A 23,394-nucleotide genomic window follows, 5' to 3' on the forward strand; every position below is an offset into this window, starting at 1 on the left:
GGGAAGACGCGACGGCCCGGCGCGGGGTTCCCCCCGGGCCGGGCCGTCGCAGGAGTGTTACGTGACGACCGTCACTTCACGACCGTCAGCGGAAGCAGCTTCTTGCCCGTCGGGCCGATCTGGATGGACGTGTCCATCTGCGGGCAGACACCGCAGTCGAAGCACGGCGTCCAGCGGCAGTCCTCGACCTCGGTCTCGTCGAGAGAGTCCTGCCAGTCCTCCCAGAGCCACTCCTTGTCGAGACCGGAGTCCAGGTGGTCCCAGGGCAGGACCTCCTCGTACGTACGCTCACGGGTCGTGTACCAGTCGACGTCCACGCCGAACTCGGGCAGCGTCTTCTCCGCGCACGCCATCCACCGGTCGTACGAGAAGTGCTCACGCCAGCCGTCGAAGCGGCCGCCGTCCTCGTAGACGGCGCGGATGACGGCGCCGATGCGGCGGTCACCGCGGGAGAGCAGGCCCTCGACGATGCCGGGCTTGCCGTCGTGGTAGCGGAAGCCGATGGAGCGGCCGTACTTCTTGTCGCCGCGGATCTTGTCGCGGAGCTTCTCGAGACGGGCGTCGGTGCCCTCGGCGGAGAGCTGCGGGGCCCACTGGAAGGGGGTGTGCGGCTTGGGCACGAAGCCGCCGATCGACACCGTGCAGCGGATGTCGTTCGAACCGGAGACCTCGCGGCCCTTCTGGATCACCTTGGTCGCCATGTCGGCGATCTGCAGCACGTCGTCGTCGGTCTCGGTCGGCAGGCCGCACATGAAGTACAGCTTCACCTGACGCCAGCCGTTGCCGTACGCGGTGGCGACGGTCCGGATCAGGTCCTCCTCCGAGACCATCTTGTTGATGACCTTGCGGATGCGCTCTGAGCCGCCCTCGGGGGCGAAGGTCAGACCGGAGCGGCGGCCGTTTCGGGTCAGCTCGTTCGCCAGGTCGATGTTGAACGCGTCGACGCGGGTGGACGGGAGGGACAGGCCGATCTTGTCCTCCTCGTACCGGTCGGCGAGACCCTTGGCGATGTCGCCGATCTCGCTGTGGTCCGCGGAGGACAGCGACAGCAGGCCGACCTCCTCGAAGCCGGTCGCCTTGAGGCCCTTGTCGACCATCTCGCCGATGCCGGTGATGCTGCGCTCCCGCACGGGGCGCGTGATCATGCCGGCCTGGCAGAAGCGGCAGCCGCGGGTGCAGCCGCGGAAGATCTCGACGGACATGCGCTCATGGACGGTCTCGGCGAGCGGGACGAGGGGCTGCTTGGGGTAGGGCCACTCGTCGAGGTCCATGACGGTGTGCTTGGACACCCGCCACGGCACGCCGGACTTGTTCGGTACGACGCGGCCGATGCGGCCGTCGGGCAGGTACTCGACGTCGTAGAAGCGCGGAACGTACACGCCGCCGGTCTTCGCGAGGCGGAAGAGCAGCTCCTCGCGGCCGCCGGGGCGGTCCTCGGCCTTCCAGGCGCGGATGATCTCGGTGATCTCCAGGACGGCCTGCTCGCCGTCACCGATGACCGCGCAGTCGATGAAGTCCGCGATCGGCTCGGGGTTGAAGGCGGCGTGGCCGCCGGCGAGGACGATCGGGTCGTCGACGGTGCGGTCCTTGGCCTCCAGCGGGATGCCGGCGAGGTCGAGGGCCGTGAGCATGTTGGTGTACCCGAGCTCCGTGGAGAAGCTCAGGCCCAGCACGTCGAAGGCCTTGACGGGGCGGTGGCCGTCCACGGTGAACTGCGGCACGCCGTGCTCGCGCATCAGCTCCTCGAGGTCCGGCCACACGCTGTACGTGCGCTCGGCGAGGACGCCCTCGCGCTCGTTCAGTACCTCGTAGAGGATCATGACACCCTGGTTGGGCAGTCCGACCTCGTACGCGTCCGGGTACATGAGCGCCCAGCGCACGTCGCAGCTCTCCCACGGCTTGACCGTGGAGTTCAGTTCACCACCGACGTACTGGATGGGCTTCTGCACATGCGGGAGCAGAGCTTCGAGCTGTGGGAAGACCGACTCGGCAGACATCAGGAAACCTTCGTGGGCTGGCAAAGAGCGATTCTCAAGCGTAACCCGATCGAGAGGTGCCCTTCGCCCGCCCCTGAGGCACGGAAGCCGCCTGGGTCAGCTCGCCAGTGCCACGCGCAGCCGGGGCCGCGACGCCTTCTGCCATACGGCGGGAAGCTCCCGCTCCCGTTCGGCGGCCGATGCCTGTTCGTGGCCGTAGAGAAGCCCCCAGGTGAAGGTCGATTCGCCGGCGGCGTGGGCCTGGATCGCGAGGTCGCGGAGGGTGTCGCGGGCGACGACGCTGTCCTGGTGGTCACCGAGGACGGTCTGCACGGCCTTCATGCGCTTGGCGAACTTCCCGGCCGGCTTGCCGAGTGCGGGCGTGGCGGCCTCCGCGGCATAGCGGGCGCGCTTGGCCGCCTTGCGCGCGTCGTGCATCGCGAGGTCGCGGTCATGGCCGGCGGGGAGGCCGAGGGCGTGTGCGACCCGGTCGGCGAGGCGGCCGTAGTCCTTGATCACGGCCTTGGGAAGGGCGTCGGTGGCCTTCGCGGTGGCCGCATCCAGGAGGGGCGGCTCGTCGAGGAGCGCGTCGAGGGCACCCAGGAGGGCGAGGTACCGCTCGGTGTCTAGTACGGCGACGGAACGGCGCCGCGAGTCCGCTCGGTGCGCGTTCCCCCAGATCCGCAGCCGCCCCCGAACGGGGCCGAGCAGCAGCGTCCCCGGCAGCGCGTCGATCCGGTCGCGCAGCCGTTCGGCGAGCACTTCCTGGTCGCGGGCGGCGCCCAGCTCCCCGGCGAGCCACTTGAGTTCGTCGCCGAGCGGGTCGGTCACCTCCCGGTCGACGATCTTCCGGTACGTCTTGAAAGCACTGCGCATCCGGCGTGTGGCGACCCGCATCTGGTGCACGGCGTCGGGGAGGTCCCGCCGTACGGCGGGGTCGAGCGCGACGATGGCGTCCCGCTGCTCCCGCAGATAGGCGAGGACGAACTCTCCGGCGTCCTTGGGTCCGAGCCGCGCCCCGCGGTCCCTGACGGTCTGGGCGGCCTTGGCGGCCTTGGCGGCCTTGGTCTTCTTGCCGGCGCGCGCGGAGGCGTCGGCCTCGTCCGGCGCGGCGGCGGCCCCCGCGGCGGTCTCGGCTTCGGCGGAGCCGGGCGCGGTCTCCTCCAGCGCCCGCGCCAGCTTCGACGTCGCCGGTGACGGGAGGACACCCGCCTTGCGGAGCCGCTCCTCGACCGCGTCCAGCAGCGTGGGGTCGGCGTCGTCGGCCAGCTCGACCTCGATCTCGGCCCAGGACGTCTCGCCGCCGCCCTCCGTGAGGCGTTCCGCGCGCACGGAGTCGACGGACAGCTCGGCGAGGAGTTCGCCCTGGTCGTCGGCCAGGTGGCGGACGTCCCTCGAGGAGCGCAGCCGGACGACGGGCACGAGCTCGGCGTCGCGCGTACGCGAGCGGACGAGGCCCGCAAGCGCACCCGGCAGCGTGTCCGCGAGGGGAGCGCGGATCTCGTCGCGGATGCCGACGGAGACGGGGAACTTCAGGTGCCAGCCCTCGTCGTCACCGCCCGTGCGCCGCCGCAGCGTGATCCCGTCCGCGACGAGGCGGAGCTCCGGGGTGTCGTAGTAGACGGCGTCGAGTTCGGTCACGCCCCGGTCGACGACGGCCGTCACCCCGGCCACGCCGGTCAGGTCCGGGAGCTCGGCCCCGGCACTGGCTTCGTACTTGCGCTCGATTTCCCGCTTCGTGTCCGCCATGAACAAAATCTAGTCGCCCTGGCGCCCCCGCGTCAGTACGAACCGAGCCGTTCTCGGTCCGGGGCGTGCCGCTCCTAGGCCGTTATAGACCGCTGGACACGGATCGACTGGAGCAGTCCGACGGCCACCCACACGGCGAACATGGACGAGCCGCCGTACGAGACGAACGGCAGCGGGAGCCCGGCGACCGGCATGATGCCGAGCGTCATCCCGATGTTCTCGAAGGACTGGAAGGCGAACCAGGCGATGATCCCGGCCGCGACGATCGTGCCGTACAGCTCGGTCGTCTCGCGGGCGATCCGGCAGGCCCGCCACAGCACCACGGCCAGCAGGAAGAGGATGAAGCCCGCGCCCAGGAAGCCGAGTTCCTCGCCCGCCACCGTGAAGACGAAGTCGGTCTGCTGCTCGGGCACGAACTGGCCCGTCGTCTGCGAACCCTTGAAGAGCCCGGTGCCGACCAGCCCGCCGGAGCCGATCGCGATGCGCGCCTGGTTGGTGTTGTAGCCGACGCCCGCCGGGTCGAGCTCGGGGTTGGCGAAGGCGGCGAAGCGGTTGATCTGGTACTCGTCCAGCAGGCCGAGCGCGGTGACCAGCACGCCGCCCGCCACGCCCGCGCCGATCAGCCCGAGGACCCAGCGGTTGGAGGCGCCGGAGGCGAGCAGCACGCCGAGGACGATCACGACCATCACCATGACCGAGCCGAGGTCCGGCATCATCATGACGATCGCCATCGGGACGGCCGCCAGGACGAGGCACTTGGCGACGGTGCCGTGGTCGGGGTGGACGTGGTCGCCCGCGTCGACCTGGGCCGCCAGCAGCATCGCCATGCCCAGGATGATCGTGATCTTCACGAACTCGGAGGGCTGCAGGGAGAATCCGCCGCCGACCTGGATCCAGGCGTGCGCACCGTTGATCGTCGCGCCGAGCGGTGTGAGCACCAGCAGGACCAGCAGGACGGAGATCCCGTACAGCACCGGAACGGCACCGCGCAGAGTCCGGTGCCCGAGCCAGATCGTGCCGACCATCAGGGTGATGCCGATGCCGGTGTTCAGCAGGTGGCGGAAGAAGAAGTAGTACTGGTCGCCCTGGTTGAGCTCGGTCCGGTTGCGGGTGGCCGACCACACGAGCAGCGAGCCGATGAGCGAGAGCGCGATCGCCGACAGCAGCATCGGCCAGTCGAGCCGCCGCAGCATCGAGTCCCGGGCGGTGAGCCGGGCCCAGGGCCCGCGTTCGGGGGCGTACCGCGCGACCGAGAAGCCGTGGGTTCCGGCCATGGGTCAGTCCCTCCGCCCGGTCGCGGCCGGCGGGCCCGCCAGCGTGCTGTCCTCTTCCGGCTTCGGCTTCTGCGGCGCGTACGGCTTGATCTGCGGGGCGTCGATCGTGCCGTCGGGGTTGATCTTCGGCAGGGTCTTCTGCGGCTGCGGCAGGAGGGCCTTCTTGAGGTCCTGGTTGCCTTCCATGTCCAGCCCGTAGAGCGCGTTGTAGATGTTGCGCACGGCGGGGCCCGAGGCACCGGAGCCCGTACCACCCTGGGAGATCGTCATCACGATCGAGTAGTCCTTGGTGTACGTGGCGAACCACGAGGTCGTCTGCTTGCCGTGGACCTCGGCCGTACCGGTCTTGGCGTGCATCGGGATCTTGTCCTGCGGCCAGCCGCCGAATCGCCAGGCGGCCGTACCGCGGGTGGCGACGCCCGCCAGGGCTTCGTCCATCAGCTTGCGCGTCTTGGCGTCCATCGGCAGCTTGCCGTGCGCCTTGGGCTTGATCTCGCGCACGCTCTTGCCGTCGGCGCTGATGACCGCCTTGCCGACCGTGGGGTCGTAGAGCGTGCCGCCGTTGGAGATGGCGGCGTAGATCGTGGCCATCTGGATGGGGGTGACGAGCGTGTCGCCCTGCCCGATGGAGTAGTTGACGGAGTCACCGGCGCGCATCATGTTGCCTTCGAGGCAGTTCTCGTACGAGAGCTGCTGGATGTAGGTGCCGCCCTTCTTCCCGATCTTGCACCAGTAGTCCTTGTTCGCCTCCCAGAACTTCTGCTTCCAGCGGCGGTCGGGGACCCGGCCGGTCTCCTCGTTGGGCAGGTCGATCCCGGTCTCGGCGCCGAGGCCGAACTGGTGGGCGGTTTTGTAGAACCAGTCCGCCGCGTTCTTCTTCGGCTTGAGGCCGCCGTCCTTGAGCCACTGCTGGTGGGCGAGGGCGTAGTAGACCGTGTCGCACGAGACCTCGAGGGCCTGGCCGAGGGTGATGCTGCCGTGGCCCTGGGACTCGAAGTTCTTGAAGACCTGGTTGCCGATGGAGTACGAGCTGGGGCAGGGGTAGCGGCCCTTGAAGTCGTAGCCGGCGTTGACCGCCGCGGTGGTCGGGACGACCTTGAAGATCGAGCCGGGTGCGGCCTGGCCCTGGATGGCCCGGTTCAGCAGCGGGAAGTTGGACTTCTTGCCGGTCAGCTTCGCGTAGTCCTTGGCGGAGATGCCGCCGACCCAGGCGTTGGGGTCGTAGGTGGGCAGCGAGGCCATCGCCACCACACGGCCGGTCTTCGCCTCCATGACGACGACGGCGCCCGAGTCCGCCTTGTAGTTGCGGTTGGTGTTGTCGTCGAAGACCTTGCGGGCTTCCTTCATCGCGTTGTTGAGCTCCCACTCGGCGACCGCCTGGACGCGGGCGTCGACGGAGGTGACGACATTGGCGCCCGGCTCGGCCTTGTCCGCCTTCGCCTGGCCCATGACGCGACCGAGGTTGTCCACCTCGTAGCGGGTGACGCCGGCCTTGCCGCGCAGCTCCTTGTCGTACGTACGCTCGAGTCCGGAGCGGCCGACCTGGTCCGAGCGGAGGAACGGCGAATCGGTGTCCTTGGCCTTCTCGATCTCCCCGTCGGTGACGGGCGAGAGATAGCCGAGGACCTGCGAGGTGTTGGCCTTGCCGGGGGCCGGGTAACGGCGTACGGCGGTGGGCTCGGCGGTGATGCCGGGGAAGTCCTCGGCGCGCTCGCGGATCTGGAGGGCCTGCTGGGTGGTGGCCTCGTCGGTGACCGGGATCGGCTGGTACGGGGAACCGTTCCAGCAGGGCTGCGGGGTCTCGGCGTCGCAGAGCCGGACCTTGTCCATGACGTCCTTCGGCTTCATGCCGAGGACCCCGGCGAGCCGGGTGAGGACGCCCTTGCCGTCGTCCTTCATCTTCATGAGGTCGGTGCGCGACGCGGAGACCACGAGGCGCGTCTCGTTGTCGGCGAGCGGCACTCCACGGGCGTCGAGGATCGCGCCGCGGACGGCGGGCTGGACGACCTGCTGGACGCCGTTGCCCGAGGCCTCCTTGGCGTACTCCTCGCCGTCGCGGATCTGGACGAACCAGAGGCGTCCGCCGAGGGTGGCGAAGAGGGAGAAGACGAGGACCTGGATGACGACGAGCCGGATCTGGACGCGAGGAGTCCGCCCGGTCTCGGGAATGTTGCTCACGCTGCCGTTGCCCCCTCGATCACAGTCGCTTGATTCCCTTGATGCGGCCGGCGCGGGACACCCGCGTCCTGGCCGCCTTCACACGCAGTCCACCGCTGCGCTGGCTGCCGATCCGCAGTCCGGTGCCGAAGGACGTCCAGGCGTTGGACACGTCGGACGCGCCGGCCTGGCTGTCGGCGAGCGGATCGCTCTCGGCGCGTCTGGCGAGCGCCATGATCAGCGGCACGGTGAACGGCGCGAGCAGCAGGTCGTACACGGCCGCGGTGAACAGCAGCGAACCGAGGCCGACATGGCGGGCGGCCGTGTCGCCGACGAGGGCGCCGACGCCCGCGTACAGCAGCGTGGAGCCGACGGCGGCGGCGACGACCACGAGCATCGGGCCCGTGGCCGAGGTGAGCCGGCGGGTCTCCGGCCTCACCAGGCCCGCGAGATAGCCGATGACGCACAGCACGAGCGCGTAGCGTCCCGCGGCGTGGTCGGCGGGCGGGGCGAGGTCGGCGAGCAGGCCCGCGCCGAAGCCGATGAGGGCGCCGCTGACGTGCCCGTACACGAGCGCCAGGGCGAGGACGACGAGCAGCAGCAGGTCGGGGACGGCTCCGGGGAGGTGGAGCCGGGCAAGGACGGAGACCTGGACGACGAGGGCGACCACCACGAGCGTGGTGGAGAGCAGCATCCGGTTGAAGCGCATGGTGTTCGGCTCCTCCTGCTACTCGTCGTTCCGGCCGGTGTCCGGGCCGGTATCAGCCGCGGTGTCCGTACCGGTGCCGTTGTCCACCGCGGTGTCCGTACCGGTGCCGTTGTCCGTGGCGTTGCCCTGGTCCTCGCCCTCACCCTCGCCCTGTCCCTGCCCGTTGGGCGACGGGGTGACCGTCACCGTGACCGTGGGCGTGGGAGTCGGCTTCGGCTTCGCCGGGAGGACCGTGTCGCGCGGGTCGGTGCGGGGCGCCTGGACGACGACTCCGACGATGTCGAGCTTGGAGAAGGAGGCGAACGGACGGACGAAGAGGGTCCGCGTGAGGTCGCCGCCGGAGGGGTCGACGCGGACGACCTCGCCGACGGGGACTCCGGGCACGAACGGCTTGTCGGCCTGCGAGCCGAAGGTGACCAGCCGGTCGCCCTTCTTCACCTTCGCCCTGCCGTTGAGGAGCTGCACGGAGAGCGGCTGGTCGCCCTGACCGGTCGCGAAGCCGAGCTCGTCGCTGCCCTCCATCCGCGTACCGACCGTGAAGTCCGGGTCGTTGGCGAGGAGTACGGTCGCGGTGTCCGGACCGACGGTGGTGACGCGGCCGACGAGCCCGTCGCCGTTGAGCACGGTCATGTCGCGGAGGATGCCGTCCCGGGAACCGACGTCGATGGTGACGGTCCAGGAGAAGCCCTGCGCCGCTCCTATGGCGATGACCTCCGCGGCCTTGATGCCGTACTGCCCGTTGGCCGCCTTCTTCAGCATGTCGTCGAGCTGGCGGAGCCGGCTCTGGTTGCGGGCATCGCTGCCGAGCCTCGCCTTGAGGGCCGCGTTCTCCCGCTCCAGCACGGCGATCCGGCTGTGGCGCTCCCCCGAGTCCCGGATCGCTCCTATGGCGTTGCCGACCGGATCGACGGCGGCTGCCACGCCGTTCTCGACCGGTCCGAACACCGCGGCTGCAGCCTGCCGGGCGCCGCCCACCGGTGACTCCTGGCCGCCGCGGATGTCCACCGTGATCAGCGCGAACGCGATGGCGATCAGCAGGACCAGGAGCAGCCGGCTCTCTTTCGTGTCCCTCACGTGCGGCGGCCGTGCCTTCCTCATAGGAATGTGTGTGCTGCGTGCCGTTGTGCTCTGTGATGTTGCTTTGTGCCGTTATACCAACGATCCGCCGTTCGGGTCCGGCAGCGCCCGCACGGGGGTCCCCCGGGCCGGACGGGCGGCCGGGGAAGGCTTCGGTCGTGTCCGCTACCTGCGCGGCTGGGCGTCCAGCACCTGCTGGAGCGCCTCGAACTCCTCGACGCACTTGCCGGAGCCGAGCGCGACCGAGTCCAGGGGGTCCTCGGCGATGTGGATGGGCATACCGGTCTCCTGGCGCAGCCGCTCGTCGAGGCCGCGCAGCAGGGCGCCACCGCCGGTGAGGACGATGCCGCGGTCCATGACGTCGCCGGAGAGCTCCGGCGGGCACTTGTCGAGCGTGGTCTTCACGGCGTCGACGATCGCGTTGACCGGCTCCTCGATGGCCTTGCGGACCTCGGCGGCGGAGATGACCACGGTCTTCGGCAGGCCGGACACCAGGTCACGGCCGCGGATCTCGGTGTGCTCCTCCTTGTCCATGGCGTACGCCGAGCCGATGGTGATCTTGATGTTCTCTGCGGTGCGCTCGCCGAGAAGGAGGCTGTACTCCTTCTTGATGTGCTGGATGATCGCGTTGTCCAGCTCGTCACCGGCGACCCGGATGGACTGTGCCGTGACGATTCCTCCGAGGGAGATCACGGCGACCTCGGTGGTGCCGCCGCCGATGTCCACCACCATGTTGCCCGTGGCCTCGTGGACCGGAAGACCCGCTCCGATGGCGGCGGCCATCGGCTCCTCGATGATGTGCACCTGACGGGCACCGGCCTGCGTCGAGGCCTCGATGACGGCGCGGCGCTCGACTCCGGTGATGCCGGAGGGCACACAGACGACGATGCGCGGGCGGGCCGCCCAGCGGCGCTTGTGGATCTTGAGGATGAAATAGCGGAGCATCCGCTCGGTGATCTCGAAGTCGGCGATCACGCCGTCCTTCAGCGGGCGCACCGCGACGATGTTCCCCGGCGTGCGGCCGATCATCTTCTTCGCTTCGGCGCCCACCGCGAGGATGCCGCCGGTGTTCGTGTTGATGGCGACGACGGACGGCTCGTTGAGGACGATCCCACGACCCCTCACGTACACCAGCGTGTTGGCGGTCCCGAGGTCGACAGCCATGTCACGGCCGATGAACGACATTGAGTTCCCCTTGTTTCCCATGAGGATGCGTCGGGCCTTCCCAAATCGAGCTTTGATGGCTTTTCAGGTAGGCAGGAGGTGTTGCACGGGCGCTGTGGCGTGAAGGCTTCCATCGTAGTGGCGCCTGCACGGACACCGCGCGCTGGCCCGCCTCAGTAAGGGTGACGACGATTCGGAGCGATGCGTTCCCGGTTTCGGGGTTCGTATGCCGAAGGGCGACCGAAATTCCTTCGGTCGCCCCAGGCCAGGGCCCTGGATGGCTGACGAGCAATCAGGAAGGACCCGGGGAGGAAGAGCCGTCAGACCGCCGGGAAGAAGAGCTTCAGCTCCCGGATGGCGGACTCCTCGGAGTCCGAGGCGTGGATGAGGTTCTCCCGGACGATCGTGCCGTAGTCGCCGCGGATGGAACCGGGGGCGGCCGCGATCGGGTCGGTCGGGCCCGCCAGGGTGCGGATGCCCTCGATGACGCGCTCGCCCTCGACGACGAGGGCGACGACCGGGCCGGACAGCATGAACTCGACGAGCGGCTCGTAGAACGGCCGGCCCACGTGCTCGGCGTAGTGCTGCTCCAGCGTCTCGCGGTCGAGCGTGCGCAGCTCCAGCGCGGTGATCTGCCAGCCGGCCTTGCTCTCGATACGGCCGATGATCTCGCCGATCAGGCCGCGGCGTACGGCGTCGGGCTTGAGCAGGACGAGCGTGCGCTGGCTCACGGTGCGGGCTCCTTCGAGTGCGGGTCTCAGGTGTCCCGAGTCTCGGATGTCGAGTCTCGGATGTCGAGTCCGGGAGTCGGTCTCGGGGTGGGGGGTGCTGGACATGCCGGCATGCAGAGGCTACAGGGCCCCCGACGCCACCCGTTACGCAGCGTCAGGCTCTGACGAAGGACTAACGGCCTGTTGCGCGGCCCATGCCGCCTTCGTCTCGTCCACCTTGCGTCCGTAGTGGACCGAGGCCCACCACAGGGCGGCGAACACCACGCCGAGGATGAACATGACCGGGACCACGAATCCGCTCGCGATCAGGCCGATCTGCAGGACCCAGCCGAGCTGCACCCCGCCGGGGCGGGTGATCATCCCGCACAGCAGCACGGACAGCAGCATCGCGATGCCGCAGACCGTCCAGACCAGCGTCACGGACGGCCCGTCGGTCTTCATCGCCACCAGACCGGCGAAACCGATCACGAAGAACTCGCCGATCAGCGTGGACGCACAGAGCGTACGCATGGAACTCAGCCCCTTCCCAGCAGCAGGCGTGCCTCGCCGACCGTGATCACGGAGCCGGTCACCAGGACGCCTGCGCCCGCGTACTCCGCCTCCTCCTCGGCGAGCGTCACCGCCGCCTCCAGCGCGTCGTCGAGGCGCGGCTCGACGACCACCCGCTCGTCGCCGAAGACCTCCACGGCGACCGCGGCCAGCTCGTCGGCGTTCATCGCGCGATGGCTGGAGTTCTGCGTGACGACGATCTCCGTGAAGACCGGCTCGAAGGCTTCGAGGATCGCCTTCACGTCCTTGTCGCTGCTGGTGCCGACGACACCGATGAGCCGCGAGAAGCCGAAGGCCTCCGTGATGCCGTCGGCGGCCGCCTGGGCCCCCGCGGGGTTGTGCGCGGCGTCCAGGACGACTGTCGGGCTGCGGCGCACGACCTCGAGACGGCCGGGAGAGACGACGGACGCGAACGCCGAGCGGACCGCGTCCATGTCGAGCGTGCGCGCGTGCTGCTCACCGATGCCGAAGAAGGCCTCGACCGCGGCGAGCGCGACCGCCGCGTTGTGCGCCTGGTGGGCGCCGTAGAGCGGGAGGAAGATCTCCTCGTACTCCCCGCCGAGCCCGCGCAGCGTCAGCAGCTGCCCGCCGACCGCGACCTCACGGGACACGACCCCGAACTCCATGCCCTCGCGGGCCACCGTCGCGTCCACCTCGACGGCTTTCTTCAGCATGACCTGCGCGGCCTCCACCGGCTGCTGCGCCAGGATCACCGTCGCGCCCTGCTTGATGACGCCGGCCTTCTCGCCCGCGATCGCTGCCGCGGTGTCACCCAGCCGGTCGGTGTGGTCCAGCGCGATCGGGGTGACGACGGCGACCGACCCGTCGATGACATTGGTCGCGTCCCAGCTGCCGCCCATGCCGACCTCGACGACGGCCACGTCGACGGGCGCGTCCGCGAACGCGGCGTACGCCATGCCGGTCAGCACCTCGAAGAAGGAGAGCCGGAACTCCTGGGCCGCGTCGACCATCTCCACGTACGGCTTGATGTCGTGGTACGTGGCGACGAAGCGCTCGGGGGCGATCGGCACGCCGTCCAGGGTGATCCGCTCGGTGATCGACTGGACGTGGGGCGAGGTGTACCGACCGGTGCGCAGTTCGAAGGCGCCGAGCAGGGCCTCGATCATGCGGGCCGTGGACGTCTTGCCGTTGGTGCCGGTGATGTGGATCGACGGGTACGCGCGCTGGGGCTCGCCCAGCACGTCCATCAGCGCGGAGATCCGGCTGACCGACGGCTCCAGCTTCGTCTCGCCCCAGCGGGTCGCGAGGTCCGTCTCGACCTCGCGCAGTGCCTTGTCCACCTCCGGGTCGGCGGGCCGCGTGGGCATCTGGTCACCCTGGGGCGGCCCGGCCTGGGTGCGCAGGGTGCGGCTGCCGGCCTCGATCACCGCCAGGTCGGGGTCACGGTCGGTCTCCGCGTCGACGATCTCGTCGAACACGTCGGGCTCGTGGACGTTGTCGACGCCGTCGGTGTCTTCGGCGTCGTCGAAGGGATCCGGCTGCTGCTGCTCACTCACGCTGCCAGTCTACGGAGGCCCACCGACACGACGGCCGAGGCCCGCCTGCCCGTGCCCCCGCGGTCCTCACAGGCCCGACGGGAGCAGGGCCGGCACGTGGTACGACCCCTCCCGCGGACCCGCGGTGAGCGTGCCGCCCATGCTCTCCACCCGCTCGCGCATCGAGAAGGTGCCGGTCCCGCCGACACGGGCCGCTCACGGGCCGGGTCCTCGGCCGACAGCGAATTGCCGAAGTCGATCCGCAGCCGCGGCCCTCCACGTCGATGCTCACGGTCACCGTCTCGCCCGGAGCGTGCTTGGCGGCGTTCGTCAGGCACTCCTGGACGACCCGGTACACCGCCGTCTGCCGCAGCGGCGAGATCCGGCCGGCCCGGTCGCTGATCTCCAGCTGCACCGGGCTGCCCATCCGCTCCCCCTCCGCCGCGAGGGCGGGGAGGCCCTCGAGGCCGGGCGTCGCGGTCCGTTCGTCGGCGCGCCGCACGATGATCTCGTTCAGCATGTGATCGGCGCGGCGGGCCGTTTCGGCGAGCTCGTCGAAATCGGCGCCTGCGGTTCGGCCCGGGCCCGTACCGCCGGCACCTCGGCCCGCACGGTGAGCACGGTCAGCTCACGGCCCACCAGATCGTGCACATCGCGGGCGACGGAGGTGCGTTCCTTCTGCACGGCCTGGAGGGCCAGGGTCTCCGCGCGCTGTGCCTCCAGCTCGCGGATCAGGTCCTGGCGGTACGCGGCGATCCCGACGCCCGACGCGAGGACGCCGATCGGCACGACCAGGCTCAGGAACTCGCTGTGGGAGTCCCCGAGATGGGCCGGCCGGCCGGGGGTGTCGAACAGGGCGTACGCCGTGAGGACATGGCCGAGCGTGGCCATGACGCCGGCGGTGCGCCCGCGGAACCGGCCGAGCGAGTACAACGCGAACTGGATGAACGTCAGCTCGTGCAGCCGGCCCGGACAGCCGAGGGCGACCAGGTACGGCACCCATGGCGCCCGGCGCCGCAGCAGCAGCGTCGCCGCGCCGGCCGCCAGGACGACGGTCGCGCTCACCCGGCCCAGGGAGTTGTCCGCCTGGGCCAGGCCCGGCACGTCGAGCAGCATCGGCGCGAAGCAGCTGAGCGCCGTGACGGCGTCGACGGCACGCGGTGAGACCGCCCAGCGGTCCGCGTACCGGCGCCCCGCCGCGACGGCGCTGCGCAGCGCGAGGACGGCGGGCGGCATGCGTCCAACATCCAAGGTGGCGGGTGCGGCGCACGCGAGCGAGCGCCGATCCGGACTCGGGTGCGGCCGGCACGGCCCCGCGACCCTCGTGCCCGTTCCGGAACGCCGGACACGCTCGAAAGGCCGGAGGCCCGGGCGGGCTCGGGAGGAGCCCGCCCGGGCAGGCGAGGGCCCGGCAGGCGGCGGCCGGACCCCCGCCCGTCAGGCCTGCGGCAGGGCGGCCAGTTGAGCGGTGATGCGCGCGATGTCGTCGTCCGCCTTCGCGAGCCGGCCGCGGATCTTGTCGACGACATTGTCCGGGGCCTTGGCCAGGAACGCCTCGTTGCCGAGCTTCGCCGTGGCCTGGGCCCTCTCCTTCTCGGCCGCCGCGAGGTCCTTCGCGAGCCGCTTGCGCTCCGCGGCGATGTCGATCGCCCCGGACAGGTCCAGCGCGACCTCCGTGCCCGCGACCGGCAGCGTCGCCGTCGCGTGGAAGGACTCGCCCTCCGGCTGGAGGCGCAGCAGCTGCCGGATCGCGCCCTCGTGCGGCGCGAGCGCGGTGCCGTCCAGCGTCAGCCTGGCCGGGACCTTCTGGCCGGGCTGCAGACCCTGGTCGGAGCGGAACCGGCGGACCTCGGTGACGACCCGCTGGACCAGCTCGATCTCCCGCTCGGCGGCCTCGTCGCGGAAGCCGCTGTCCCTGGGCCATTCGGCGATGACGACGGACTCGCCGCCCGTGAGCGTGGTCCACAGCGTCTCCGTGACGAAGGGCACCACGGGGTGCAGCAGCCGCAGCGTGACGTCGAGGACCTCGCCCAGGACACGTGCGGAGACCTTCGCGGCCTCGCCGCCGCCCATGAACGTGGTCTTGGACAGCTCGACGTACCAGTCGAAGACCTCGTCCCACGCGAAGTGGAAGAGCGTGTCGGACAGCTTCGCGAACTGGTAGTCCTCGTAGTACGCGTCGACCTCGGCGACGACCGAGTTCAGGCGCGAGAGGATCCAGCGGTCGGTCGCCGACATGGCGGACGGGTCGGGCATCGGGCCCTCGACCGTCGCGCCGTTCATCAGCGCGAAGCGCGTCGCGTTCCAGATCTTGTTGGCGAAGTTGCGCGAGCCCTGGACCCAGTCCTCGCCGATCGGGACGTCGACGCCCGGGTTGGCGCCGCGTACCAGCGTGAAACGCAGCGCGTCGGAGCCGTATTTGTCCATCCAGTCCAGCGGATTGACCGCGTTGCCGAAGGACTTCGACATCTTCTTGCCGAACTGGTCGCGGACCATGCCGTGCAGGGCGATGGTGTGGAACGGCGGGGTGCCGTCCATCGCGTACAGGCCGAACATCATCATCCGGGCGACCCAGAAGAAGAGGATGTCGTAGCCGGTGACCAGGACGGAGTTCGGGTAGAACTTCGCGAGGCTCTCGGTCTGCTCCGGCCAGCCGAGCGTGGAGAACGGCCACAGGCCGGACGAGAACCAGGTGTCGAGGACATCGGTCTCCTGGGTCCAGCCCTCGCCGCTCGGCGGCTCCTCGTCCGGTCCGACGCAGACGATCTCGCCGTTCGGGCCGTACCAGACGGGGATGCGGTGGCCCCACCACAGCTGGCGCGAGATGCACCAGTCGTGGAGGTTGTCGACCCAGTCGAAGTACCGCTTCTCCATCTCCTGCGGGTGGATCGCGACCTTGCCGTCGCGGACGGCGTCGCCCGCGGCCTTCGCGAGCGGACCGACCTTGACCCACCACTGCATGGACAGCCGCGGCTCGATCGTGGTCTTGCAGCGCGAGCAGTGGCCGACGGAGTGGACGTAGGGGCGCTTCTCGGCGACGATCCGGCCGTCGGCGCGCAGGGCGCCGACGATGGCGCTGCGGGCCTCCAGCCGGTCCAGGCCCTGGAAGGGGCCGTGTGCGGTGATGACGGCGCGCTCGTCCATGACGGCGAGGTTCGGCAGACCGTGCCGCTGGCCGATCTCGAAGTCGTTCGGGTCGTGCGCGGGCGTCACCTTGACGGCGCCGGTGCCGAACTCCGGGTCGACGTGCTCGTCGGCGACGACGGGGATACGGCGGCCGGTCAGCGGCAGCTCGATCTCGCGTCCGACGAGGTGCTGGTAGCGCTCGTCCTCGGGGTGGACGGCGACGGCCGTGTCGCCCAGCATCGTCTCGGCGCGGGTCGTCGCGACGACGATGGAGTCGTCGCCCTCCCCGTACCGGATCGAGACGAGCTCGCCGTCGTCGTCCTGGTACTCGACCTCGATGTCCGAGATGGCCGTCAGACAGCGCGGGCACCAGTTGATGATGCGCTCGGCGCGGTAGATCAGCTCGTCGTCGTAGAGCTTCTTGAAGATGGTCTGGACGGCCTTGGAGAGGCCCTCGTCCATCGTGAAGCGCTCGCGCGACCAGGCGACACCGTCGCCCAGCCGCTTCATCTGCCCGGAGATCTGACCGCCGGACTCCGCCTTCCACTGCCAGACGCGCTCGACGAACTCGTCACGGCCGAGGTCGTGACGGGACTTGCCCTCCTTGGCGAGCTCACGCTCGACGACGTTCTGCGTGGCGATACCGGCGTGGTCCATGCCGGGCTGCCACAGCGTCTCGTAGCCCTGCATCCGCTTGCGACGGGTGAGGGCGTCGATCAACGTGTGCTCGAAGGCGTGGCCCAGGTGGAGGCTGCCCGTGACGTTCGGCGGCGGGATGACGACCGTGTACGGAGGCTTCTCGCTGTTCGCGTCGGCCTCGAAGTAACCGCGTTCTACCCAGCGCTCGTACAGCTTCCCCTCTACCTCGGCCGGCGCGTACTGGGTCGGCAGTTCGGGGTTGCTGGCTGGCTGCTGATGAGTGTTCTCGGTCACGGGTCACAGTTTAGAGGTGTCACGGTCCGGTTCTGAAACGGGAATGTTCCGTAACGGTGTGCGCCCCCGCACCCCTGGACGGTGCCCGTTCCGACAGGATGTTCGGAACGCAGAAGCATCTGGAGGGGAACCCAGGAATGAGCTACAACCAGCCGGGCCCGTACGACGGTCAGCCCCAGCAGCCCGGGCCGTACGGCCAGCCGGGTCCGTACGGCCAGCCGCCGCAGGCCCCGCAGCCCGGTTACGGCTACCCGCAGCAGGCTCCTCAGCCCGGCTACGGGTACCCCCAGCAGGCCCCCCAGGGCGTCCCGCCGCAGCAGCAGGGCTGGGGCCAGCCCCCGCAGCAGCCCGCCCCCTACGGCCAGCCTCCCCAGCAGCCCCCGTACGGCGCGGGCCCCGGCGCCTACCCGCCCCCGCCGCCGGCCCAGGGCGGCGGCAAGAAGACGGGCCTGATCATCGGCGCGGTCGCGGTGGTCGCGGCGATCGGCGTCGGCGCGTACTTCGTGTTCGGCGGCAGCGGCAACAGCGCGGTGGCCGATGACACCAAGGGGTACAAGATCACCCCGGCGGCCACGGTCGGTGAGTTCAAGAAGGACAAGGACAGCCCGGAGTCTCTTACCGCCAAGGAGAAGAAGGAGGTCGAAACCCTCCTGGGGATCAAGAACCCTCAGGAGGCGGGCGCCACGTACAAGGCGGGGGACCCGAGCGATCCGTCGAAGGCGAAGTCGCTGAGCCTCAACGGACTGTGGGGCGAGGTCCCCGACCCGGAGAAGGCGATCGACGGCTACTTCCAGAAGCTCGAGGAGGGCGAGAAGGACGACGAGGAGGACTTCAAGGTCGAGCTGGTCGGCAGCCCCACCGCTGTCGAGCCCGAAGGCTTCGAAGGTGCGCTCATGAAGTGCCAGAGCGCCAAGTTCACGCCCACCGGCGACGCTGCCTCGTCGGGCGTCGGAGCCAAGGAGCTCGAGCTTCCGATCTGCGTCTGGGCCGACTACAGCACCATCGCCGCCGTGAACGTCATCAACGTGGCGCAGATCGTGGGCACGGGCGGCAAGGCCGTCCCGCAGGACGAGGTCGCAGGCTTGGCGGCCAAGCTCTACAACGCCTCGCGCACCAAGGTCTGATCCGCAGGAACAGGCGGCACGAAGGCGCGCTCGACCAGTCGGCGGGACCGGCCTGGCGTCCGAGTGGTCCTCTCGACATTCCCACCTGGAACTGGCATTCGATGGGTTGGAGCCGATCAAGTCTGACCAACTCGATCATCCTTGGGGGCAATTGTGCGCAGGCGAGCCATGCATGCGACAGCTGGAGGCGTTGCATGCCTCCTCGTGCCATTGGCCGCCACACCGGCTGCCGCGGCCCATTACGACTCGAGGTGCAGCCCTGTGATCGGCGGTGTCATCGTCACACCGCCGGCAACCGGTGGGGGAACGTGGAACTTCGCAAGCCGCACGCGCCTGAACCCTGTGACACTCACGGTCCAGGACCGCAAGGCGGACGGAATGAACGTCGGCGTCCGGCTCGTCACCCGCAAGAGCAACGGCACCAATCACGCCTGGCCGTGGAAGCGTCTCCACTCCGGTTCCGGGACATCCCAGAGCTGGGGAACCTCGGCCACGGACAACGGAGGCATCCGACTGGCTTGGACACAGGTGGGAGTGTTTGACGGCAACACTCTGAAACTGATGTGCGAGACGGCCGAAGGAACCAATCTCCACTGGGGTTAGCGGCTGAAACGGTACCGAGGCGCCCGGCCGGTTCGTCGAACCGGCCGGGCGCCTCGGTCTTCGTACGTGTGTCGAGCGCTACGCGCTCTTCTCGTGCCGCCCGTCGTTCTTCACGATCCTCGGCACCAGTGTCGGGTTCACGTTGTTGTGCACCACGTCTGCCGTGATGACGACACGCGCCACGTCCTTGCGCGACGGCACCTCGTACATCACGGACATGAGGACTTCCTCCATGATGGCGCGCAGGCCGCGCGCGCCCGTGCCGCGGAGGATCGCCTGGTCGGCGATGGCCTCGAGCGCAGGGCGGTCGAAGTCCAGCTCGACGCCGTCGAGTTCGAACAGCCGCTGGTACTGCTTGACCAGGGCGTTGCGCGGCTCGACCAGGATCTTCAGCAGCGCCTCGCGGTCCAGGTTGTGGACCGACGTGATCACCGGCAGTCGGCCGATGAACTCGGGGATCATGCCGAACTTCACCAGGTCCTCGGGCATGACCTCCTGGAACTGGTCGCTCGCCTCGATCTCCCGCTTGGAGCGGATCGTGGCGCCGAAGCCGATGCCCTTCGCTCCCGCCCGCGACTCGATGATCTTCTCCAGGCCGGCGAAGGCGCCGCCCACGATGAAGAGCACGTTGGTCGTGTCGATCTGGATGAACTCCTGGTGGGGGTGCTTCCGGCCACCCTGCGGGGGCACGGAGGCGGTCGTGCCCTCCAGGATCTTCAGCAGCGCCTGCTGGACCCCTTCACCGCTCACATCCCGTGTGATCGACGGGTTCTCGCTCTTGCGGGCGACCTTGTCGATCTCGTCGATGTAGATGATCCCGGTCTCGGCCTTCTTGACGTCGTAGTCGGCGGCCTGGATCAGCTTGAGCAGGATGTTCTCGACGTCCTCGCCGACATAGCCCGCCTCCGTCAGCGCCGTCGCGTCGGCGATGGCGAACGGGACGTTGAGCATGCGAGCCAGCGTCTGGGCCAGCAGCGTCTTGCCGGAGCCGGTGGGGCCGAGCAGCAGGATGTTGGACTTGGCGAGTTCGATCGCGTCGTCCCGCCCCTGCGCGCCGCCGGTCTCGCCGGCCTGGACGCGCTTGTAGTGGTTGTACACCGCGACCGAGAGCGCCTTCTTCGCGGGCTCCTGCCCGACGACGTACCCCTCGAGGAACTCGTAGATCTCGCGCGGCTTGGGGAGTTCCTCCCACCGCACCTCGGAGGTCTCGGCGAGCTCCTCCTCGATGATCTCGTTGCAGAGGTCGATGCACTCGTCGCAGATGTACACCCCGGGGCCTGCGATGAGCTTCTTCACCTGCTTCTGGCTCTTTCCGCAGAACGAGCACTTGAGCAGATCGCCGCCATCACCAATGCGTGCCACGAGGTGCTTCCCCTTCGCCTGGGAGCGCTTGGTTCAGCGGCTCCTGGTGCCTCATATCCGACGGTACCTTGCCGGGCCCCTCGTTCGGGCCCCCCTTGGCGCGGTTCACATTGACGTGTACCGCGCCAAGGGAAGGTCGGGCGTCAGGCGGCCGCTGCGGCCGTGCTCTTGCGGGTCGAGACGATCTGGTCGACCAAGCCGTACGAGAGGGCCTCTTCGGCGGTCAGGATCTTGTCGCGCTCGATGTCGTCGCGGACCTTCTCGATCGGCGTCGACGAGTGCTTGGCCAGCATCTCCTCGAGCTGCTCACGCATGCGCAGGATCTCGTTGGCCGCGATCTCCAGGTCGGAGAGCTGCTCCCGGCCCGTCTGGGTCGAGGGCTGGTGGATCAGGACACGGGCGTGCGGCAGGGCCATCCGCTTGCCGGGGGTGCCGGCGGCGAGCAGGACGGCGGCGGCGGAGGCCGCCTGGCCCATGCAGACCGTCTGGATGTCCGGCTTCACGAACTGCATCGTGTCGTAGATGGCGGTCAGCGCGGTGAACGAACCACCGGGGCTGTTGATGTAGATCGAGATGTCGCGGTCCGGGTCCATCGACTCCAGGCACAGCAGCTGCGCCATGACGTCGTTGGCGGAGGCGTCGTCGATCTGGACGCCGAGGAAGATCACGCGCTCCTCGAAGAGCTTCGCGTACGGGTCGTACTCGCGCACACCCTGCGAGGTGCGCTCGACGAAGCGGGGAACGACGTAGCGGTTGTCCACCTGCGGGCCCGTGTAGAGGCCGCTCGCGGAGAGATTGTTCTGCATGTGCATGTCGGTGTTCACCATCCTGGTGGCGTTCGGCGGGCTGAGGGTCTGGGTGGGGTGCGGAGTCCGGGGCCTGGTGCCGGGGATCAGGCCCGGCGGCCCCGGTGCCGGGGATCAGGCCCCGGTGCCACCACCGCCCGGAACGCCCGAAGCGAGGGAGATGATCTCGTCGATGAGCCCGTAGTCCTTGGCTTCCCCGGCGGTGAACCAGCGGTCGCGGTCGCCGTCGCGGATGATCGTCTCGACGGTCTGGCCGGAGTGGTGGGCGGTGATCTCCGCCATGCGCTTCTTGGTGCGCAGCAGGTACTCGGCCTGGATCTTGATGTCCGATGCGGTACCGCCGATACCGGCGGAGCCCTGGTGCATCAGGATGTCGGTGTGCGGGAGCGCGAAGCGCTTGCCCGCGGTGCCGCCGGTGAGCAGGAACTGGCCCATGGAGGCGGCCATGCCCATGCCGATGGTGACGACGTCGTTCGGGATGTACTGCATGGTGTCGTAGATCGCCATGCCGGCCGTCACCGAGCCACCGGGGCTGTTGATGTAGAGGTAGATGTCCTTCTCGGGGTCTGCGGCCAGAAGGAGGAGCTGCGCCGTGATCCTGTTGGCGATGTCGTCGTCGACCTGCTGACCCAGGAAGATGATGCGCTCGCCGAGCAGCCGGCTGTAGACCTGGTCGCCGAGGCCTCCACCGATGGACGGTTCACCGGCGGCGTTAGGCATCAGATTCGTCACGTAATCCACCTGCTCGTCTCTGACGGCTGCGGCCGTCTCAGCGTCTTCGTACTACCGGGGGCTGGAAGATCCCCTGGGCGGGTAGTCCCCTGCCCTCGTACTCATGGACCCTAACGCGCTGGTGGGCGGGCGCCATCCCGCTTCTCGAACTGTTCGCTGGGAGCGCAAGGTGCGGGAGCGTGCAGGCGTCGTGGACGCCCACGTCAGCGCCCCGCGTACGCCCACCTGAGCAGGCTCCGCCGCGACCCGCGGCGATTCGGCCGGGAGGCCGGTGCGCGCGGCTCCGGTACGGCGACGGGCCCGGACGCGCACAGGGCGCGTCCGGGCCCGTCGTACGGGATCAGCGCGAGGCTCAGGCCTCGGTCTCGTCCTCGGCGTCCTTCGCGGCGGCGGCGTCGGCGTCGACCCCACCGGTGGCGGCGGCGGCGACCTCCGCGGCCTCCTCGACCTCGTCCTCGTCGTCGCTCAGGTCGACGACCTCGCCGTTGGTGTCGGTGACCGTCGCGGCCTCGACGACCACGGCGAGCGCCTTGCCGCGGGCGACCTCGCCGACGAGCATGGGCACCTGGCCGCCCTCGACGACGGCCTGGGCGAACTGGTCGGGTGACATGCCGGAGGAGGCGGCGCGGCGCATGAGGTGCTCGGTGAGCTCCTCCTGGCTGACGTTCAGCTTCTCCTTGGAGACCAGCTCGTCGAGGACGAACTGGGTCTTGATGCCCTTGACCGCCTGCTCCTTGGTCTCGGTTTCGAACTCCTCGGCGGTCTTGCCCTGGATCTCCAGGTACTTGTCGAGGGTCAGACCCATCTGACCGAGCTGGTGGTGCTCGAGGTTGTGCTTGCGGGTGTTGACCTCGTCCTCGAGGAGCTTCTCGGGCATCGGGACCTCGACCAGCTCCAGGAGCTTGTCCAGGACGCGCTCCTGGGCCTGGGTGGCCTGGTCGTACTCCTTCATGTTCTCGAGGCGCTTGCGGCTGTCGGCCTTCAGCTCCTCGAGGGTGTCGAACTCGCTCGCCATCTGCGCGAACTCGTCGTCGAGCTCGGGGAGCTCACGGGCCGCGACCTGGGTGACCTTGACGGTGACCTCGGCGTCCTGGCCCTCGGCGGAGCCGCCCTTCAGCTGCGAGGTGAAGGTGGCCTCGCCGCCGGCCTCCAGGCCGGTCACGGCCTCGTCGATGCCGTCGAGGAGCTCACCGGAGCCGATCGTGTACTGCACGCCGTCCGCGACGCCGTCCGCGAGGACCTCGCCGTCGACCTTGGCCTCCAGGTCGATCGTCACGACGTCGCCCTCGGCGGCGGCGCGCTCGACCGGGGAAGTGGACGCGAAGCGCGAGCGCAGTTGCTCGACGGACTTCTCCACATCCTCGTCACTGACCTCGATGGCGTCGACCTCGACGGAGATGCCGGAGTAGTCCGGGATCTCGATCGTCGGGCGGATGTCCACCTCGGCGGTGAAGGCCAGCGTCTCGCCGTCCTTCAGCTCCGTGATGTCCACCTCGGGCTGGCCGAGGACGTTGACCTCGGCCTCGTTGACCGCCTGCGTGTAGAACTTCGGGAGGGCGTCGTTGACGGCCTCCTCCAGCACCGCACCGCGGCCGAACCGCTGGTCGATGACCCGGGCCGGGATCTTGCCCTTACGGAAGCCCTTGACCGTGACCTGCTGGTTGATCTTCTTGTACGCCGCGTCGAGGCTGTCCTTGAGCTCCTCGAAGGGCACCTCGACAGTGAGCCGAACCCGGGTCGGGTTCAGGGTCTCCACGGCGCTCTTCACGGTTCGGTCTCCTTGGTGGCTGAAATCAGGGGTTCTGCTGTGGTCACCGCGGTGGGAT

Annotated in this window: 18 protein-coding genes; 2 read left to right on the top strand and 16 right to left on the bottom strand. The window is 69.4% G+C overall.

Annotated features, from left to right (window positions below; genetic code table 11):
- Positions 1–71: 71 nt before the first annotated feature.
- The 12 genes from ABT078_RS14870 to ABT078_RS14925 all read right to left on the bottom strand — a co-directional run bounded on the left by ABT078_RS14870 (position 72) and on the right by ABT078_RS14925 (position 16,941).
- Entirely contained in the window at positions 72–1,997 is a 1,926-nt protein-coding gene (locus tag ABT078_RS14870) for a TIGR03960 family B12-binding radical SAM protein (RefSeq protein WP_351227566.1), read from the bottom strand.
- A 96-nt stretch (positions 1,998–2,093) separates the two neighbouring features.
- The gene (locus tag ABT078_RS14875; protein ID WP_351227568.1) at positions 2,094–3,725 is read right to left on the bottom strand and encodes a CYTH and CHAD domain-containing protein; all 1,632 of its coding nucleotides are present in this window, start codon (positions 3,723–3,725) and stop codon (positions 2,094–2,096) included.
- A 74-nt stretch (positions 3,726–3,799) separates the two neighbouring features.
- Positions 3,800–4,999: a rod shape-determining protein RodA gene (rodA, locus tag ABT078_RS14880; protein ID WP_351227570.1), complete on the bottom strand. Its 1,200-nt coding sequence runs from the start codon at positions 4,997–4,999 to the stop codon at positions 3,800–3,802.
- Between the two features lie 3 nt (positions 5,000–5,002).
- On the bottom strand, positions 5,003–7,177 hold the full coding sequence (gene mrdA, locus ABT078_RS14885; protein ID WP_351227572.1) for a penicillin-binding protein 2: 2,175 nt from the start codon (positions 7,175–7,177) through the stop codon (positions 5,003–5,005).
- A 19-nt stretch (positions 7,178–7,196) separates the two neighbouring features.
- Complete coding sequence (gene mreD / locus ABT078_RS14890; RefSeq protein WP_351227574.1) at positions 7,197–7,865, bottom strand: rod shape-determining protein MreD; 669 nt, start codon at positions 7,863–7,865, stop codon at positions 7,197–7,199.
- An 18-nt stretch (positions 7,866–7,883) separates the two neighbouring features.
- Positions 7,884–8,939 carry a rod shape-determining protein MreC gene (mreC, locus tag ABT078_RS14895; RefSeq protein WP_351227576.1) on the bottom strand — a complete coding sequence of 352 codons (1,056 nt, stop codon included), beginning with the start codon at positions 8,937–8,939 and terminating at the stop codon, positions 7,884–7,886.
- 168 nt (positions 8,940–9,107) lie between these two features.
- Complete coding sequence (locus tag ABT078_RS14900; protein WP_351227578.1) at positions 9,108–10,127, bottom strand: rod shape-determining protein; 1,020 nt, start codon at positions 10,125–10,127, stop codon at positions 9,108–9,110.
- Positions 10,128–10,426: 299 nt separating this feature from the next.
- Positions 10,427–10,837, bottom strand: coding sequence for a nucleoside-diphosphate kinase (ndk, locus tag ABT078_RS14905; protein ID WP_351227580.1), 411 nt, complete (start codon positions 10,835–10,837; stop codon positions 10,427–10,429).
- 144 nt (positions 10,838–10,981) lie between these two features.
- On the bottom strand, positions 10,982–11,347 hold the full coding sequence (locus ABT078_RS14910) for a DUF4233 domain-containing protein (RefSeq protein ID WP_351227582.1): 366 nt from the start codon (positions 11,345–11,347) through the stop codon (positions 10,982–10,984).
- Positions 11,348–11,352: 5 nt separating this feature from the next.
- Entirely contained in the window at positions 11,353–12,903 is a 1,551-nt protein-coding gene (folC, locus tag ABT078_RS14915; protein WP_351227584.1) for a bifunctional tetrahydrofolate synthase/dihydrofolate synthase, read from the bottom strand.
- Between the two features lie 492 nt (positions 12,904–13,395).
- Positions 13,396–14,118 (bottom strand): histidine kinase, encoded by a 723-nt coding sequence (locus ABT078_RS14920; protein WP_351227586.1) that lies wholly within the window; start codon positions 14,116–14,118, stop codon positions 13,396–13,398.
- Between the two features lie 201 nt (positions 14,119–14,319).
- Entirely contained in the window at positions 14,320–16,941 is a 2,622-nt protein-coding gene (locus ABT078_RS14925) for a valine--tRNA ligase (protein WP_351227588.1), read from the bottom strand.
- A gap of 137 nt (positions 16,942–17,078) precedes the next feature.
- On the opposite strand from ABT078_RS14925, the gene ABT078_RS14930 reads away from it, so the two are divergent.
- Together ABT078_RS14930 and ABT078_RS14935 are read left to right on the top strand one after the other, a co-directional pair.
- Positions 17,079–18,065 (top strand): hypothetical protein, encoded by a 987-nt coding sequence (locus ABT078_RS14930; protein WP_351227590.1) that lies wholly within the window; start codon positions 17,079–17,081, stop codon positions 18,063–18,065.
- Between the two features lie 261 nt (positions 18,066–18,326).
- Positions 18,327–18,668, top strand: a complete 342-nt coding sequence (locus ABT078_RS14935) for a hypothetical protein (RefSeq protein WP_351227592.1) — start codon at positions 18,327–18,329, stop codon at positions 18,666–18,668.
- A gap of 78 nt (positions 18,669–18,746) precedes the next feature.
- On the opposite strand, the gene clpX is transcribed toward ABT078_RS14935, so the two are convergent.
- The 4 genes from clpX to tig form a co-directional block, all read right to left on the bottom strand.
- The gene (gene clpX / locus ABT078_RS14940) at positions 18,747–20,030 is read right to left on the bottom strand and encodes an ATP-dependent Clp protease ATP-binding subunit ClpX (protein WP_351227594.1); all 1,284 of its coding nucleotides are present in this window, start codon (positions 20,028–20,030) and stop codon (positions 18,747–18,749) included.
- 143 nt (positions 20,031–20,173) lie between these two features.
- A complete protein-coding gene (locus ABT078_RS14945; protein ID WP_351227596.1) occupies positions 20,174–20,857 on the bottom strand; it encodes an ATP-dependent Clp protease proteolytic subunit in 684 nt (227 codons plus the stop codon).
- 93 nt (positions 20,858–20,950) lie between these two features.
- Complete coding sequence (locus ABT078_RS14950) at positions 20,951–21,556, bottom strand: ATP-dependent Clp protease proteolytic subunit (RefSeq protein ID WP_351227712.1); 606 nt, start codon at positions 21,554–21,556, stop codon at positions 20,951–20,953.
- Positions 21,557–21,920: 364 nt separating this feature from the next.
- A complete protein-coding gene (gene tig, locus ABT078_RS14955; protein ID WP_351227598.1) occupies positions 21,921–23,336 on the bottom strand; it encodes a trigger factor in 1,416 nt (471 codons plus the stop codon).
- Positions 23,337–23,394 lie beyond the last annotated feature (58 nt).

It is taken from the genome of Streptomyces sp. NPDC002133, assembly GCF_040296405.1.
Classification (GTDB): Bacteria; Actinomycetota; Actinomycetes; order Streptomycetales; family Streptomycetaceae; genus Streptomyces.

Excerpts from the sequence above, each read along its gene's own strand:
- ABT078_RS14920 (WP_351227586.1), bottom strand. The coding sequence starts at position 14,118 with ATGCCGCCCGCCGTCCTCGCGCTGCGCAGCGCCGTCGCGGCGGGGCGC.
- ABT078_RS14875 (WP_351227568.1), bottom strand. The coding sequence starts at position 3,725 with ATGGCGGACACGAAGCGGGAAATCGAGCGCAAGTACGAAGCCAGTGCC.
- rodA (WP_351227570.1), bottom strand. The coding sequence starts at position 4,999 with ATGGCCGGAACCCACGGCTTCTCGGTCGCGCGGTACGCCCCCGAACGC.
- ABT078_RS14945 (WP_351227596.1), bottom strand. The coding sequence starts at position 20,857 with ATGGTGAACACCGACATGCACATGCAGAACAATCTCTCCGCGAGCGGC.
- ABT078_RS14910 (WP_351227582.1), bottom strand. The coding sequence starts at position 11,347 with ATGCGTACGCTCTGTGCGTCCACGCTGATCGGCGAGTTCTTCGTGATC.
- ABT078_RS14950 (WP_351227712.1), bottom strand. The coding sequence starts at position 21,556 with ATGCCTAACGCCGCCGGTGAACCGTCCATCGGTGGAGGCCTCGGCGAC.
- mreD (WP_351227574.1), bottom strand. The coding sequence starts at position 7,865 with ATGCGCTTCAACCGGATGCTGCTCTCCACCACGCTCGTGGTGGTCGCC.
- ABT078_RS14900 (WP_351227578.1), bottom strand. The coding sequence starts at position 10,127 with ATGTCGTTCATCGGCCGTGACATGGCTGTCGACCTCGGGACCGCCAAC.
- ABT078_RS14930 (WP_351227590.1), top strand. The coding sequence starts at position 17,079 with ATGAGCTACAACCAGCCGGGCCCGTACGACGGTCAGCCCCAGCAGCCC.
- ABT078_RS14870 (WP_351227566.1), bottom strand. The coding sequence starts at position 1,997 with ATGTCTGCCGAGTCGGTCTTCCCACAGCTCGAAGCTCTGCTCCCGCAT.